This is a genomic window from Flavobacterium jejuense (assembly GCF_006491595.2).
Lineage (GTDB): Bacteria > Bacteroidota > Bacteroidia > Flavobacteriales > Flavobacteriaceae > Flavobacterium > Flavobacterium jejuense.
In genome coordinates this window covers 49,286-64,862 of sequence record NZ_VEVQ02000015.1, presented here as the reverse complement: position 1 = coordinate 64,862, position 15,577 = coordinate 49,286, and the positions used below count along the sequence as shown (strand labels likewise).

Sequence of the window (15,577 nt, the reverse complement as noted above, 5' to 3'; positions counted from 1 at the left end):
TTTTTTATTAGATGTTATCTTGGGATATTTTAGTTAACTTCTAGAGCACTATCACTAGCATCAGAATCTGACATTAAAGCAAAAAACTTATCTATATTTGGTAAAATAATAATACGAGTACGTCTGTTTGAAGCTCTATTAGCTTTGCTATCATTTAGTACTAATGGCTGATGATAACTTCTACCAGATGCAATTAATTTTTCAGGAGCTACGTTAAAGTTTTTTTCTAATTTTCTTACTACAGATGTTGCACGAAGGACGCTTAAATCCCAATTATCTTTTAAAGAAGAGCCACCAACAATTTTTCGATCATCAGTATGACCTTCAACCATAATGTCTAAACTTTCGTCTGAATTAATAACTTCGGCTATTTTTTTCAAAATTTTATCAGCTTTATTACTAATTTGATAACTACCAGAATTAAACAATAATTCATCTGAAATAGTAATCATAACTACTGTTTCATTAATATTTACAGAAATGTCATTATCTTCACTCATGTTAGATTCTTTTAAAGATTTACGCAAATTATAACTAACAGCAAGATTCATAGAGTCCTTTAGTGTTTTAGCTTGAGACAATTCATTTTGATTAACATTTTTTAAGGTAGCTTCCATTTTATTTCTAACATTGTTAGATATAACGATGTCTCCACCTACTGTAACCAATTTTGCATTAGTTTCTTCAGTCAAAGAATTTATTTTAGAATTGTAATTATCAACTCTAGATTGAATTTCAGAAAATTTAGCATCTAAACTTTCTTTTTCTACTTGTACTTTTTGAAGTTGATTTTTAACTTCTCCGTTCTCTTTTTCTAGTGCAACATATTTCTTTTTAGAAACACAACTAGATAATAAGATTCCAGTAACGATAAAAATTGAAATTTTTTTCATAATTTATAAATTTGTTTGTTTTATTTTAAACGGACAAAAGCTGGTAATATTATAAATTATCAAAAACTGAATACTGTTTTTAGTAATAATTTAGATGATAAATTTTATTATTTAAGTCGTAATCATAAGAATCGAATTATAGTTAAGAAAAGATAGAAGAATTGCAAAATGATTTAAAATTCGTGAACTTTGTGATGTCTTTTTCGCTCAAATGAGGTTATAAGTTGTATTAAAAAATTAAGAATTGAGTTTTTAAAACCATGATAGATTTAGTAGTTATGGTTTTTGTTAATGTTCACAATGAAGCCTATGTAAAGTTGGTAAAACAATAAGAAACTGAATCAGTTATAATTAGATAAAATCTTGGATCATGTCATTCAATTCTAAAAACAAGCATATGATTTAAATATACTGGTTATGGTTTATTAATAAAACACCAACGGTATTAATTGGTGTTTTTTTGTTTTTAATTGCTTAAAACCATCTTAAAATGAAAATTTTCAACATTTGTTAATAACTTCAAGGAAAAAACAAATCTTTGAGGACTATTTTTTTTTCATTATGGTTATATTTGTCTGTTAAACATAATGAGTTTTTAAGAATTAAAATATGAGTGAAGAAATTAAGAAAAACAATTATTCAGCCGACAGTATTCAGGCTTTAGAAGGAATGGAGCATGTTAGAATGCGACCATCCATGTATATTGGAGATACTGGAACAAGAGGTTTGCATCATTTAGTATATGAGGTTGTTGATAACTCAATTGATGAGGCTTTAGCTGGACATTGTGATACTATATCAGTATTTATAAATGAAGATAATTCTGTCTCTGTAGAAGATAATGGTCGTGGTATTCCAGTAGATATACACAAAAAAGAAGGTATTTCTGCTTTAGAGGTTGTTATGACTAAAATTGGAGCAGGAGGAAAATTTGATAAAGATTCATATAAAGTTTCTGGTGGACTTCATGGAGTTGGTGTTTCGTGTGTAAATGCATTATCAGATCATTTAACAGCAACTGTTTTTAGAGAGGGTAAAATTTACGAGCAAGAATATGAAAAAGGAAAGTCTTTATATCCTGTAAAACAGATTGGAACAACAGATAAGAGAGGTACAATGGTTACCTTTAAGCCTGATGGAACTATTTTTACACAAACATTAGAATACAGTTACGATACTTTAGCAGCTCGTATGCGAGAGTTGTCATTCTTAAATAAAGGCATTACAATTACTTTAACAGATAAAAGAAATTTAGATAAAGATGGTAATTTTATATCTGAAATATTTCATTCTAAAGAAGGTTTAAAAGAGTTTGTTCGATTTTTAGATGGAAGTCGTGTTCCAATCATTAGTCATGTTATTAGCATGGAGAATGAAAAAGACGGAATTCCAGTTGAAGTTGCTTTAATTTATAATGAAAGTTATAATGAGAATATCTTTTCATATGTAAATAATATTAATACTCATGAAGGAGGGACACATTTACAAGGTTTCCGAATGGGATTAACAAGAACATTGAAAAAATATGCTGATGCCTCTGGTCTATTAGACAAGTTGAAATTTGAAATTTCTGGTGATGATTTTCGTGAAGGTTTAACAGCAATTATTTCTGTAAAAATACAAGAGCCTCAATTTGAAGGACAAACTAAAACAAAATTAGGAAATAGAGAAGTAGTTTCTCCTGTTTCTCAGGCAGTAGCAGAAATGCTAGAAAATTATTTGGAAGAAAATCCAAATGATGCTAAGATTATAGTTCAAAAAGTGATTTTAGCAGCACAAGCACGTCATGCAGCTAAGAAAGCTAGAGAGATGGTACAACGTAAAACCGTTATGGGTGGTGGAGGTTTGCCAGGAAAATTATCGGACTGTTCGGAACAAGATCCACACAAGTGTGAAATTTTTCTTGTCGAGGGAGATTCTGCAGGTGGAACCGCTAAACAAGGTAGAGATAGAATGTTTCAAGCTATTTTGCCATTAAGAGGTAAGATTTTGAATGTAGAAAAAGCAATGCAACATAAAGTATTTGAAAACGAAGAGATTCGAAATATATTTACTGCATTAGGTGTTACAGTTGGTACAGAGGAAGACAGTAAAGCCTTAAATCTTTCAAAGTTAAGATACCACAAAGTAGTTATTATGTGTGATGCCGATGTCGATGGTTCTCATATTTCTACACTTATTTTAACGTTTTTCTTTAGATTTATGAAAGAATTAATTGAAGGTGGTCATGTTTATATTGCTGCACCTCCATTATATTTAGTTAAAAAAGGAAACAAAAAAGAATATGCTTGGAATGATGATCAACGTGATAAAATAGCCTTACAAATGGGTGGCGGTGTAAATATTCAGCGCTATAAAGGTCTTGGAGAGATGAATGCGGAGCAATTATGGGACACTACCTTAAATCCAGATTTTAGAACATTACGTCAAATTACTATTGATAGTTTGTCTGAAGCAGATAGAGTTTTCTCAATGTTAATGGGTGATGAGGTTCCACCTCGTAGAGAATTTATTGAGAAGAATGCTGTTTATGCAAAAATTGACGTATAAATGAAAAATACGCTTAAATGTTTTGCTGTTTTTTTATTTTTTTTAAAGTTAAATGCACAAACATCTAATGATTTTGAACAAATAGGGTATCTGCTATCAGATGCCCTTTTGTATTCTGAAAGATATATAATTCCTATAACAGATGCAGCTGTTTATCAATCGTCATCTGGTTGGATTCTGTCTCCAAAAAAGAAAGAGAAATGGGATTTTACTTTAGGTATTCATACCAATGTTTTTTTTGTACCTAAAAAAAATAGAAATTTTCAAATTAAGAATTCTGATTTTCAGTTTTTTGAAGTTGAAGGTTCAACTTCAGCAACAGTGCCTTCAGCATTAGGAAATAATGATCAAATTTACTTGATAGGAGAAATAGGAGGAGAACAAGTGCGATTTGAAACACCACAAGGAATTAATCAGGAAACAGTAATTTATCCTTATTTACAAGTAAGTTTAGAATTGCCGTATGGATTTGAATTTATCGGAAGGTATTCCACAAAAACGAAACTTAAAAAAGGGGATTATCAGGTTTATGGTGCAGGATTAAAATATAATATTAGTCAACATTTTTCAAATTGGGAAGCCAGAAAAATTCATTTAGCCATAGCTACTATTTATTCAAAAGAAGATATAAGTTTTGATTTCTTAGATGTGAATACTTCTTATGGGAATTTAGGTATTAATAGAATAAATGGATTAGTTGATACTTGGCATTTTAATTTTTTAATGTCTAAAGAGTTTAAAAAATTTGATTTAAATGGAAATTTTATATTAAATAACAGTAGGTTTGAATATTTGGTAAATGGTCCTAAAGGAAGTATAGAGGGATTAATTCCAGTGCAAGATGTTATTAATAATTTATTGACTCGAATAGCAAAAGATAAAACGAATTGTATTTTTGAAATCACAGGAGTCTATCATATAGATAAATTAGCATTGCAAAGTTCATTTGCTTTTGGTAAATTTGCGAATCTCAATTTAGGAGTACAATATCAATTTTAACATATAAATAATCAAAAACAATAAAATGAAAGTAACAATAGTGGGAGCGGGTAACGTTGGTGCAACATGTGCAGATGTTATTTCGTACAGAGGAATTGCAAGTGAAGTAGTATTATTAGATATCAAAGAAGGCTTCGCAGAAGGGAAAGCAATGGATATTATGCAATGTGCTACTACTACAGTATTTAATACAAAAGTTTCAGGTAGTACAAATGATTATTCTAAAACTGCTGGAAGTGATGTAGTAGTTATTACATCGGGAATTCCAAGAAAACCAGGTATGACTCGAGAAGAATTAATAGGTATTAATGCAGGAATTGTTAAGTCTGTTGCAGATAATGTATTAACACATTCACCTGATGCAATTATTGTTGTCGTTTCTAATCCTATGGATACAATGACTTATTTGACATTGAAAGCAACTGGATTACCAAAAAATAGAGTAATAGGAATGGGTGGAGCTTTAGATAGCTCTCGTTTTAAATATTTCTTATCGCAAGCTTTACAAAAACCAGGAAATGACGTTCAAGGAATGGTAATCGGTGGTCATGGAGACACTACTATGATTCCGTTAACACGTTTGGCTTCTTATAATGGCTCACCTGTTGCTAATTTTTTGTCTCAAGAAGAAATGGATAAAGTAGCTGCTTCAACTATGGTTGGAGGTGCTACGTTAACTGGTTTGTTGGGAACTTCTGCTTGGTACGCTCCAGGAGCTTCTGTAGCTTATTTGGTGGATAGTATTTTGAATGACCAAAAAAGAATGATTCCTTGTTCAGTAATGCTAGAAGGAGAGTACGGTCAAAATGATATTTGTATAGGTGTTCCATGTATAATTGGTAAAAATGGAGTAGAAGAAATCGTAGATATTAAGTTAAATGATACAGAAAAAGCATTATTTGCTAAAAGTGCAGAAGCTGTTCGAAACATGAATGCAGATTTAAAATCGGTATTGTAATAGTATCATAATCAGATAATAAAACTGTCATTTTGATTTGGCAGTTTTTTTATATGTAGTTATCAAAAAGGAAATATTAATAAAAACCAATTTAATTAAGAAATAAAATTGGTTAATCCTATTGTAAATTATATATTTGTCCGTTTTTATAAAAATAAAGAATAATTAATTTTAGTAGTAATGCAGAATAAAGGACTAATTAAATTTTTCGCAATTATCTTTGCTTTGGTATGTGTTTATCAATTATCATTTACATTCGTAGCAAATGGAATTGAGAAAGATGCAAAGGTTTTCGCAGGTAAATTTCCAAAAGAAATTCAAACTCAAAAAGAAGTATCTTATCTAGATTCTTTAGCAAAAAGTAAAGAAAAAGTATTTCTTTGGAATACGTATGATGAAGTAAGAAACAATCAAATCAACAAAGGTCTTGACCTTGAAGGTGGACTTAACGTAATTCTTCAAATATCAGTTAAAGATATTTTGTTTGGTTTAGCAAATGAGTCTAAAAATCCTGGTTTCTTAAAAGCACTGGAAGATGCGAAGAAGAACCAACAAGGAAACCAAGATTATATTGATGCTTTTTTTGAAGCAGCAAATAAGGCAAATCTTCAATTATCTAATGTAGATGTTTTCAGAAATAGAAATTTAGATCAAGTTATTGAGCTAAATATGACTAATGCTCAAGTAGAGCCAATTATCAAACAAAAAGTAATTGAATCTGTTGAGAGTGCTTTTGGTGTATTAAGAAAACGTATTGACCAATTTGGTGTTACACAACCAAACATTCAAATGTTAGGTAACTCTGGAAGAATTTTAGTAGAACTTCCTGGAGCTAAAGATGTAGACCGTATTAAGAAATTATTACAAGGAACTGCTAAATTAGAATTTTGGGAAACTTATAAAATTGAAGAAGTAGCTAATTATTTAATTTCTGCTAATGAAGTATTGAAAAAAACTGAAGTAGCTAAAAAAGAAGTAAATGAGGTTGTAAAGGATTCAACTGAAAAAGATTCTACAGCTACAGATCTAGATGCTTTATTGACAGATGAAGCAGATACTACTGCAGTTCAAATAAATCCTTTATTTGATAAATTACAAATTACACAACAACAAGGGTATTCTGTTTTAGGGTATGCTAAAGTGGCTGATACAGAAACAATAGGTAAATATTTAAGAAGAAAAGACGTTAAAAGAACTTTGCCAAATGCTATTGCAAATGTGAAATTTGTATGGGGTAAAGAAAACGAAAAAACACCTGGAATTGTTGAATTATATGCTTTAAAGAGAACTGGTAAAGATGGTAAGGCTCCTATTAGTGGAGGTGTTATTGTTGATGCAACTGATACTTTTGATCAGTTAGGTAAACCTGCTGTTTCTATGCAAATGGATGGTACTGGTTCAAGAGAATGGGAGAAATTAACTGGAAAAGTATCACAACAAGGTAATGCAATTGCAATTGTACTTGATAATATTGTTTATTCTGCACCTGGTGTAAGTAAAGGCGCAATTACTGGTGGCCGTTCTGAAATTTCTGGTAGTTTTACAGTAACAGAAACTAAAGATTTAGCTAACGTTTTAAGAGCTGGTAAATTACCTGCTGAAGCAAGTATCGTTCAATCTGAAGTTGTTGGACCATCATTAGGGAAAGAAGCGGTTGATAATGGATTTTTATCTTTTATTATTGGTTTCTCGTTAGTTTTATTGTGGATGGTAGTTTATTATGGTAAAGCTGGTTTCTATGCTAACTTAGCCTTATTGGTAAATATTTTATTCATATTTGGTGCTTTAGCAAGTTTTGGTGCTGTATTAACTTTACCTGGTATTGCTGGTATTGTTTTAACTATAGGTATGGCAGTAGATGCCAACGTAATTATTTACGAAAGAGCTAAGGAAGAATTGGATTCTGGTAGAACTGTTGAAGAGGCTGTAAATTATGCTTATACATGGAAAGGTGCGATGTCATCAATTGTTGATGCCAACGTTACTACATTTATTACAGCATTAATTTTATTCTTATTAGGAACAGGACCAATTAAAGGTTTCGCAACTACTTTATTAATTGGTATTCTAACTTCATTAGTAACTGCAGTATTTATAACAAGAATATTCTTAGATTGGAGTTTATCAAGAAATGAAAAAATTGCTTTCTCTACTTCTATTACTAAAAATTGGTTTAAAAACTTAAACTTTGATTTCTTAGGAAAAAGAAAGATTGCTTATATTGTTTCAGGTATTTTAATTGCTTTAAGTTTATTCTCTTTAGTTACAAAAGGCTTAAATTATGGAGTTGATTTTGTTGGAGGTAGAACTTATCAAGTACGTTTTGATAAAGCGGTTTCTGCTCCAGATGTTACTAAAGATTTAGTAGCTATTTTTGAAAGTGCTGAAGCTAAAATATATGGTAATGATAATCAGTTGAAAATTACAACTAAATATAAAGTAGATGAAGAAGGTGAAGGAGTTGATAAAGAAGTTAATGATAAACTTTATAATGGTTTAAAGAAATATCTTCCATCTGACTTAACTTATGATAATTTTGTGAACCTTTATGAAGGAAAGCAAGTAGGAATTATGTCTTCTTCTAAAGTTTCAGGAACTATTTCTAAGGATATTAAAACGAACTCTTTATGGGCAGTTTTAGGATCTCTTTTAGTAGTTTTCCTTTACTTAATGATTTCGTTTAGAAAATGGCAATTTGGTCTTGGTGCAGTTGTCGCTGTTGCTCATGATGTTATAATTGTATTAGGAATTTTCTCTTTTTGCTATACAATATTACCTTTCAACATGGAAATTGATCAAGCTTTTATAGCTGCAATTCTTACTGTTATTGGATATTCATTAAATGATACCGTAATTGTATTTGACCGTGTGAGAGAGTATTTAGATTATAATTCATCTACTGATTTTAAAGCTTTAGTAAATAAGGCATTAAATTCTACCTTAAGTAGAACAATTAATACCTCTGCAACTACATTAGTAGTATTAGTTGCCATCTTCATATTTGGAGGAGAGACAATTAGAGGGTTTGTATTTGCTATTTTAGTAGGTATTTTAGTAGGAACTTATTCTTCATTATTTGTAGCAACTCCTGTAATGAATGATACAATGAGTAAAAAAGAAGCTAAGAAAATGGCTGAATTTAAAAAAGAAGATTAAATTAATCTTACTTCAATATAAATATAAAAAAGACCTGTATATCAGGTCTTTTTTATATTTATAGGTAACCAAAATAGTATAAATTTACAATTAATAAAGTTTGCTAAGGCAAATATAATGTGTGAAAAGGTGTTAACTGATTACTAAAAAGAGTATATATGAAATTTAAATATTGTTTGCTTGGAGTTTTTTGTATTTTCCTTTCTTGTGATAAGAATCGTATTTATAAAGAATTTGATTCTAATTTAGAAAATAATAGATGGAACTCTAATGATAGTAAAGAATTTTCCTTTGTCATGAAAAAGGAAGAAATTGTAGATGTAATTCTTCATTTAGGTCATATCTATGATTTTCAATTTGCTTCAATTCCTTTGCAGATGGCAATTACTTATCCTGATGGTCATACTGAGTTAATTCCAATTAATTTAAAATTGAAAAATGAAGAAGGGAAAGACTTAGCAGATTGTTCAGGAGATATCTGTGATTTGTATTATACCGTTAAAAATAAAGTTCCTCTAGAAAAGGGTAATTATTTAATTGTTATTACTAACAAATTTAATGGTGCATATTTACCTAATATTTTAGGTGTTGGAATTCAAATTAATAAATGATTGTGTAATTAATCAATGCATACAATTTTGTTTTTAATTGCATAAAGTACTAAACCTATTCTTGTTTTTATTTCTAATTTGCAAAATAAATGTTCTCTGTATCCATCTATGGTCTTTGGACTTAGGCACATTTCATCAGCTATTTCTTTATAAGTTTTCTCGGTACAAGCATGTTTTATAAAAACAATTTCTTTATCTTTTAATTCATGTTTCTGATTATTATTATCTAAACGATTAACTAAAAGCCCAGAAACTAATTCGGTAAAGAAAAATCCTTTATCAGAAACTGTTTTTAAGGCTTCTTCAAAAATTTGAGGAGAAGTATCTTTCAATAAATAGCCTTTAGCTCCATTTTTTATCATTTTAATGATCGTTTCTTCATCGTCATTCACAGATAAAGCAATTACCTTTAAATCTTCTTTATTGTTTTTAATCCATTCCATGGTTTTTAAACCATCTAAGACTGGCATATTTACATCAAGTAATACAAGTTCTATTTCATCTGTGTTAATTTTATTTGCCTGAACACTATCAATGAACTCTTTTCCATTTTCATAATTGTTAACTACTATAAAATCACTAAAACTATTAATTAAATATTTTAATGATTGAGAAAACAATAAATGATCATCAATTATTATTACTTTTTTCTTTGTTTTCATCTTGTTTGTTTAAGTTGTATTTTAGGAATATTTCAGTTCCTTTTTCATTGGAATTTAAAGCTAATTTTGCGCCTATTAATTTAGCTCTAAATTTAATATTATTTAGACCTAAGCCTTTGTGACTTTGGCTTGAATCAAAGCCAATTCCAAAGTCTTTTAGCATAATTGTAAGAAAATTATCTTTACAATCAATACTCATTTCTATTTTTTTACTCGAAGAATGTTTTAAACTATTGTGAATTGACTCTTGAAATATGCGATAAAGAATTAATTCATGTTCTACATTTATTTTAGGAAAATCACAATTAATTTCTAAATCACAAGTTATATTTTTTAATTTTTCAATTCTTTTAAAGTCATTTTGAATAGATTCAATAAAGTTAGTATTTATTAGATTATCTTTATTAATAATTCTTGATAAAATTCGAATTTCATCTAATGATTTAGCCATAATGCTTTTTAATTCATCTAATTCGATTTTAGAAATACTTTCCTCTTTTTGGGAATACATATTTAATTGCATAATTGCAACAGATATAATTTGACCTATATTGTCATGAAGTTCTTTACTTATTTCGGTTAAAGTTTGGTCTTTAATTTCTACTCTTGTTTTAATAAGTTCAGATTGGAAATGAATTTCAGATTCCATTTTGTCTATTAAGAACTGTGTTTTTTTCTTTTGAAAGTAAAAAAACAGTACAAAAAGGACTATCAGTAGTGTAAAAAATACAATACTAAGTAAGATAATTAATAATTGTGTTTTTTCTCTGTCCATATAAAGCCTATTGTGAAACAACTATTCATTATTAAATTAAGCATGATAATGATAATCCAATAAATTGTAGTACCATACGTTTCAGATTCCAAAAACCACCATTTTAAGGTTAACATAAAAGGTAGAAATGGAACATGAAATAGGAGTGAACCTAGGATAAACCAAAAAAAGATTGATTTTTTATAATTTAGAATATTGCTAGAATTAAATAATTCAATTAAATATAATATCGATAAAATAACAAGAAACAGTACACTTAAAGCATAAATTTCTGGGATAATTTCTAAACCTATTTTATTTTGATTGTAAATTAGACTAAATATAGTTGATATAAGGTATAGTATGATAAAAGCGAAAGCAATTATTTTATTGGTATATTTTCTCATTATGCTAGATAAAATGAAATAATAAATTAAAAATAATATTAGTGTATAAATATCATAGATAAAGTAGTTTTGTAGACCAGTCCATTTAGGAAAGTATATTGCTGAAATTTCTGTAAATACGGATAATATTACTGATAATAAAAACAATTTAGATTTGTAATTGGGTAATTTAGACCAATTTAGTAAACCTATAATAGTTGTTATAAAAGCAAAAAGACCTGGGATATATCTTAAATTTTCTAGCATTAATTTTTTAATAATTTTTTAAAAAATTAATAGAATTAAAAGAAAACTCTTTCAATTCTATTAATTTGCTACTTTTTTAATATTAGTTTGCTGATGGGTATTCCATTCTTGGTGGTGGTCCCATATTACCATAGTTCATTGGTTGTATTTCTTCAATGTCTGGATTTAATTCTTGAGTTTGCATCATTGCTGGTAGGTTTAATACACCTCCTTTTTGAATGTCTACTTTTTTACCAGTTGGTGTTAAAAAAACAGTAGTCATATTTGCTTTGTCACTGTATTTTTCAGGATTATTGGAGTAAGCTCCTAAATAAAATCGGATACCATCAACATTATACCCTTTGTTTTTTCCTTCTTTTTTTATGTAATAAATATAATTTTCTAATTCTTCAAGCGAATACCAAATTGCATTTGCATCTTCCTTTTGAATCGTTTCAGAAATAAGACGATGTCTAGTGCGATTATAATTGTCATTTAATTCTCTTGCTTCTTTATTAGTAATTAATTGTCTTGGTTCATCACGCTTTGGTGGAACATCATTACAGGACTGAAAAACCAAAAGGGTAAACAAACTTGTTAATAGTAAATAGTTAAATTTTTTCATAATTGTTTTTAAGTTTTATGTTTATGGGACAAATGTATTTGTAATGTAAAAATGATACAAGGGGAAAATCACCCTTTTTTGATTGCATGTTTTTACTGCTTTTAAATTTCTAATTGTAATAAATTAGATTATTTTTACAAAAAAATAGTAGATGGAATTTAAGATTAAAGAAAAAATAGAAAAAGGATATCCTTTAGATTTAGGAAAACTAATTGAAGATTGTTTTGAAATATTTAAAAAGATATTTTTAATAGCTGGATTGGGATATTTATTGGTAGGAATAGTTTTTGGTCTTTTATATTTTTTTCTTTTAATGGCTGTATTTGGAATCTCAAATATTTCAAATTGGGTTGTTGAAATGCAAAATATCCAGACTGGAACTACTTACATAATTTTTACATTTTTACTAACTATTATTCTAACAGCTTTATATGCACCTATCAATGCTGGTTTCTTAAAATTGTGTTTGTTGGCAAAGAAAAATCAAGAACTTAATTTAGGAGTTTTATTTGATTATTATAAAGGGAAACATGTTAAAGATATAATTATTGGTTCCATTATTGTTTCTTTAACAACAGTAGTTTTTAATACGCTATTTCAAATGATTAATTTTTCAATATTTGGATTTTTGGTGCAAATTGTAATTACTGTTTTTACAGTTCTATTTCTTCCATTGGTTATTTTTGCTAATCAAAATTATTCAGATGCTTTAAAAAATAGTGTGTCTTTAGTTGCTAAAAATCCTTTTTATATTGCTTTAGCTTTATTGATAGCTTTTATTGGTATTTTTGTTGGGCTAATTGCTATATGTTTAGGAGTTATATTTACTGCACCAGTATATTTGGCTATGAATTTCTCTATTTATGATAATGTAGTAGGGTTTGAAGAGCGGAGTGTTATTGACGAAATTGGTCAAATTGAAGAATAGTTTACTATAATTGTTGTGTTTATTTTATTAAATTTGAGGATATAAAAAACGATATACTATGAAATGGAAAGGTAGACGTCAAAGTGATAATGTTGAAGATAGGAGAGGAATGTCTTCAAAAGGGAAAGTTGTTGCAGGTGGCGGACTTATAGGTATAATAATACTATTACTCCAGGTTTTTGGAGGAGAAACAGGTCAAACTATTGCTCCTGTTTTAGAGCAAATGAATCAATCTAGTACGCAACAAGAAACAACTCAACGTGAATTAACACCTGAAGAAGATGCTTTAGGGCAGTTTGCAGCTACTGTTTTAGCTGATACAGAGGATATTTGGACTAAAGTATTCAATGACAATCAAATTGGTACTTACGAAAAACCGAAAATGGTATTGTTTACAGATGCTGTTCAAACAGCTTGTGGTAGTGCAAGCGCAGCTTCTGGTCCATTTTATTGTCCTGCAGATAAAAAAGTATACATGGATTTAGCCTTTTTTGAAGAATTAAGAACTAGATTTGGTGCTAAAGGTGGAGATTTTGCCATTGCTTATGTAATTGCTCATGAAGTAGGTCATCATGTGCAAACTTTATTAGGTACCTCTCAAAAAGTAAGACAAGCCCAACAAGGAAAAAGCAAGGCAGATGCTAATAAATTATCGGTTTGTTTAGAATTACAAGCCGATTTTTATGCTGGACTTTGGGCTCATTATAATAAAAAATATTTAGAAACAGGTGATATTGAAGAAGCATTAAGTGCTGCACATGCTGTAGGTGATGATGCTATTCAAAATAAAATGCAAGGACATGTAGTGCCAGATTCTTTTACACATGGAACATCAGAACAACGAATGAAATGGTTTATGAAAGGATATAACTCTGGTGATTTAAGGCAACACGATACTTTTAAAGAAGAATTGTAAAAAAAAATATCCCAAGTGTAAGCTTGGGATTTTTATTATTAATAATGAAATCAAAATCTCTAAAATATATCGCTTTAATAGTTTTTGGTATTTTGCTTATTAAAAATTATTTTCCGTTTGGAGACTATTGCAAAGGATTCATACAAGGACTTCAATTAATTTTATTTGGAGGGATTTTTGTTCTTTTATTTTCAATTCTTACAGTTGTAAATTTATTTCAAGTATTTAAAAAGAGAGCAAAATTTGATATTGTTCCAATGCTAATTTTTATTTTATTCTCAATGTCTCTAATTTTTTTAATGGAATTAGATCATAAAAAATTTTGGGTAAAGTCAACTTGGAAAGGAAGTATTCAGTTTGAGGATAGACCCCAAAGTGGTATGTTATTTTTGTATAAAAACAATACTTTTGAAGCGACACATAATTATGCCGATTTTAGTTGTACTTATGTTGGTGATTATGAAATCAAACAAGATACTTTGTTGTTGATTAGGGAAACAATCATTACAGATACTGATAGTTTGTTTGCCAATGTATATGTTTTTAATACAAATAAGACTAAATTAATTCCTATTCTACAAACTGAATTTAAGATTATTGAAGAAGACTTGTCTAAATAAAGGCTCCATTAATCATTACTTTTTCAATCAGGTTATTACCAAATTCATACGGTAATTGATAATAAGAGGTTAGTGGTTTAGTTAAGATAAGATTAGCTTTTTTCCCTTTTGTAATACTTCCATGAGTTTTACTAATTCCCATGGCATAAGCACCATTAATTGTAGCAGCATTAATAGCTTCTTCTGGAGTCATTCTCATTTTAATGCAGGCTGTTGCTACCACAAAATTCATGTTTCCTGATGGAGTAGTACCAGGATTATAATCTGTAGCTAAAGCTAAAGGTAAGCCAGCAGTTATCATTTTTCTTGCAGGTGTATAAGGTATACTAATGAAATAAGAGCAGCTAGGTAAAGCCACAGGTATAGTTTTACTGTTTTTGAGAGTTTCTATGTCTTCATCTGTAACAATTTCTAAATGATCTACTGATAAAGCTTCATTTTCAATACATGCTTTAATTCCTTGAATAGAGGTAAATTGGTTTACATGTATTTTTGGAATTAAATTATATTTTTTTCCAGCTTCCATTATTTTAATGGTTTCTTCAACAGAAAAATAACCTGTTTCTAAAAATGCATCAATATAGTCGGCTAAATTTTCTTTGGCAATTTTTGGTAACATTTCATCTATAATTAAATCAATATAAGCTTTATGATTTTCTTTGTAAATAGCAGGAAATGCATGAGCTCCAAGAAAAGTAGCTTTTATGGGCAAACTATAATTCTCTTTTAATCGTTTTATCACACGTAGCATTTTTAATTCTCCCTCAACAGTTAATCCATAACCTGATTTAATTTCGATAGCTCCAGTTCCCAATTGCATCACTTCTTCTAAACGTAATTTAGATTGCTCATAAATGACCTCTTCTGATGTTTCATTTAAATTTTTAGCCGAGTTTAGTATTCCACCACCACGATTAGCAATTTCTTCATAAGATAAGCCATTAATTCGGTCTACAAATTCCTGAATCCTATCTCCTGCATAAACAATGTGAGTGTGACTATCTACCCAAGTGGGTAAAATCACTTTTCCAGTTGCGTCAATTATTTCTGTATTATCTGGTTTAGGACAATTCTCCATTGCACCAAAATCTTCAATACAATCATTCTTTATTAATAAATAAGCATTATCAATTTTTGGCAAAATAGCCATATCTGAACCAGAAACGATTTCGATTTGTGTAGTTCTAACTTGTAATAATTCTTTTATATTGATGAAAAGGGTTTGCATGGCATAAATTTTTGGTAAAAATAAGTACGATTTTTTAAAAAAACT

The 15,577-nt window shown here is 29.0% G+C and carries 14 protein-coding genes; 8 read left to right on the top strand and 6 right to left on the bottom strand.

The window, feature by feature from the left end; all coding sequences use genetic code 11:
* Window positions 1-29 precede the first annotated feature (29 nt).
* Window positions 30-893 carry an OmpA/MotB family protein gene (locus FIA58_RS17915; RefSeq protein WP_140964072.1) on the bottom strand — a complete coding sequence of 288 codons (864 nt, stop codon included), beginning with the start codon at window positions 891-893 and terminating at the stop codon, window positions 30-32.
* Window positions 894-1,502: 609 nt separating this feature from the next.
* Here FIA58_RS17915 and gyrB point away from each other — a divergent pair.
* The 5 genes from gyrB to FIA58_RS17890 all read left to right on the top strand — a co-directional run bounded on the left by gyrB (window position 1,503) and on the right by FIA58_RS17890 (window position 9,167).
* A complete protein-coding gene (gene gyrB / locus FIA58_RS17910; RefSeq protein WP_140964071.1) occupies window positions 1,503-3,443 on the top strand; it encodes a DNA topoisomerase (ATP-hydrolyzing) subunit B in 1,941 nt (646 codons plus the stop codon).
* Window positions 3,444-4,442, top strand: a complete 999-nt coding sequence (locus FIA58_RS17905) for a DUF6588 family protein (protein ID WP_140964070.1) — start codon at window positions 3,444-3,446, stop codon at window positions 4,440-4,442. It begins immediately after the preceding gene.
* 25 nt (window positions 4,443-4,467) lie between these two features.
* Entirely contained in the window at window positions 4,468-5,400 is a 933-nt protein-coding gene (mdh, locus tag FIA58_RS17900) for a malate dehydrogenase (RefSeq protein ID WP_140964069.1), read from the top strand.
* 180 nt (window positions 5,401-5,580) lie between these two features.
* On the top strand, window positions 5,581-8,556 hold the full coding sequence (gene secDF, locus FIA58_RS17895; RefSeq protein ID WP_140964068.1) for a protein translocase subunit SecDF: 2,976 nt from the start codon (window positions 5,581-5,583) through the stop codon (window positions 8,554-8,556).
* A gap of 158 nt (window positions 8,557-8,714) precedes the next feature.
* Window positions 8,715-9,167 (top strand): gliding motility lipoprotein GldH family protein, encoded by a 453-nt coding sequence (locus FIA58_RS17890; protein ID WP_140964067.1) that lies wholly within the window; start codon window positions 8,715-8,717, stop codon window positions 9,165-9,167.
* Window positions 9,168-9,175: 8 nt separating this feature from the next.
* Here FIA58_RS17890 and FIA58_RS17885 read toward each other — a convergent pair whose 3' ends face one another.
* The 4 genes from FIA58_RS17885 to FIA58_RS17870 all read right to left on the bottom strand — a co-directional run bounded on the left by FIA58_RS17885 (window position 9,176) and on the right by FIA58_RS17870 (window position 11,840).
* Complete coding sequence (locus tag FIA58_RS17885) at window positions 9,176-9,829, bottom strand: response regulator transcription factor (protein ID WP_140964066.1); 654 nt, start codon at window positions 9,827-9,829, stop codon at window positions 9,176-9,178.
* Window positions 9,798-10,478 carry a sensor histidine kinase gene (locus FIA58_RS17880; RefSeq protein WP_243754700.1) on the bottom strand — a complete coding sequence of 227 codons (681 nt, stop codon included), beginning with the start codon at window positions 10,476-10,478 and terminating at the stop codon, window positions 9,798-9,800. Before FIA58_RS17880 ends, FIA58_RS17885 begins: the two co-directional genes overlap by 32 nt.
* Before the next feature lie 98 nt (window positions 10,479-10,576).
* Window positions 10,577-11,236, bottom strand: a complete 660-nt coding sequence (locus FIA58_RS17875; protein ID WP_140964064.1) for a hypothetical protein — start codon at window positions 11,234-11,236, stop codon at window positions 10,577-10,579.
* Between the two features lie 82 nt (window positions 11,237-11,318).
* Entirely contained in the window at window positions 11,319-11,840 is a 522-nt protein-coding gene (locus tag FIA58_RS17870) for a hypothetical protein (RefSeq protein ID WP_243754699.1), read from the bottom strand.
* 151 nt (window positions 11,841-11,991) lie between these two features.
* On the opposite strand from FIA58_RS17870, the gene FIA58_RS17865 reads away from it, so the two are divergent.
* From FIA58_RS17865 to FIA58_RS17855, 3 genes are read left to right on the top strand one after another with little or no spacing between them, the layout of a single operon-like run.
* Window positions 11,992-12,768, top strand: coding sequence for a hypothetical protein (locus FIA58_RS17865; protein WP_140964063.1), 777 nt, complete (start codon window positions 11,992-11,994; stop codon window positions 12,766-12,768).
* A gap of 58 nt (window positions 12,769-12,826) precedes the next feature.
* Window positions 12,827-13,684: a KPN_02809 family neutral zinc metallopeptidase gene (ypfJ, locus tag FIA58_RS17860; RefSeq protein WP_140964062.1), complete on the top strand. Its 858-nt coding sequence runs from the start codon at window positions 12,827-12,829 to the stop codon at window positions 13,682-13,684.
* Between the two features lie 44 nt (window positions 13,685-13,728).
* Entirely contained in the window at window positions 13,729-14,304 is a 576-nt protein-coding gene (locus FIA58_RS17855; protein WP_140964061.1) for a hypothetical protein, read from the top strand.
* Here FIA58_RS17855 and hutI read toward each other — a convergent pair.
* A complete protein-coding gene (hutI, locus tag FIA58_RS17850; protein ID WP_140964060.1) occupies window positions 14,297-15,532 on the bottom strand; it encodes an imidazolonepropionase in 1,236 nt (411 codons plus the stop codon). The genes FIA58_RS17855 and hutI overlap by 8 nt on opposite strands.
* Window positions 15,533-15,577 lie beyond the last annotated feature (45 nt).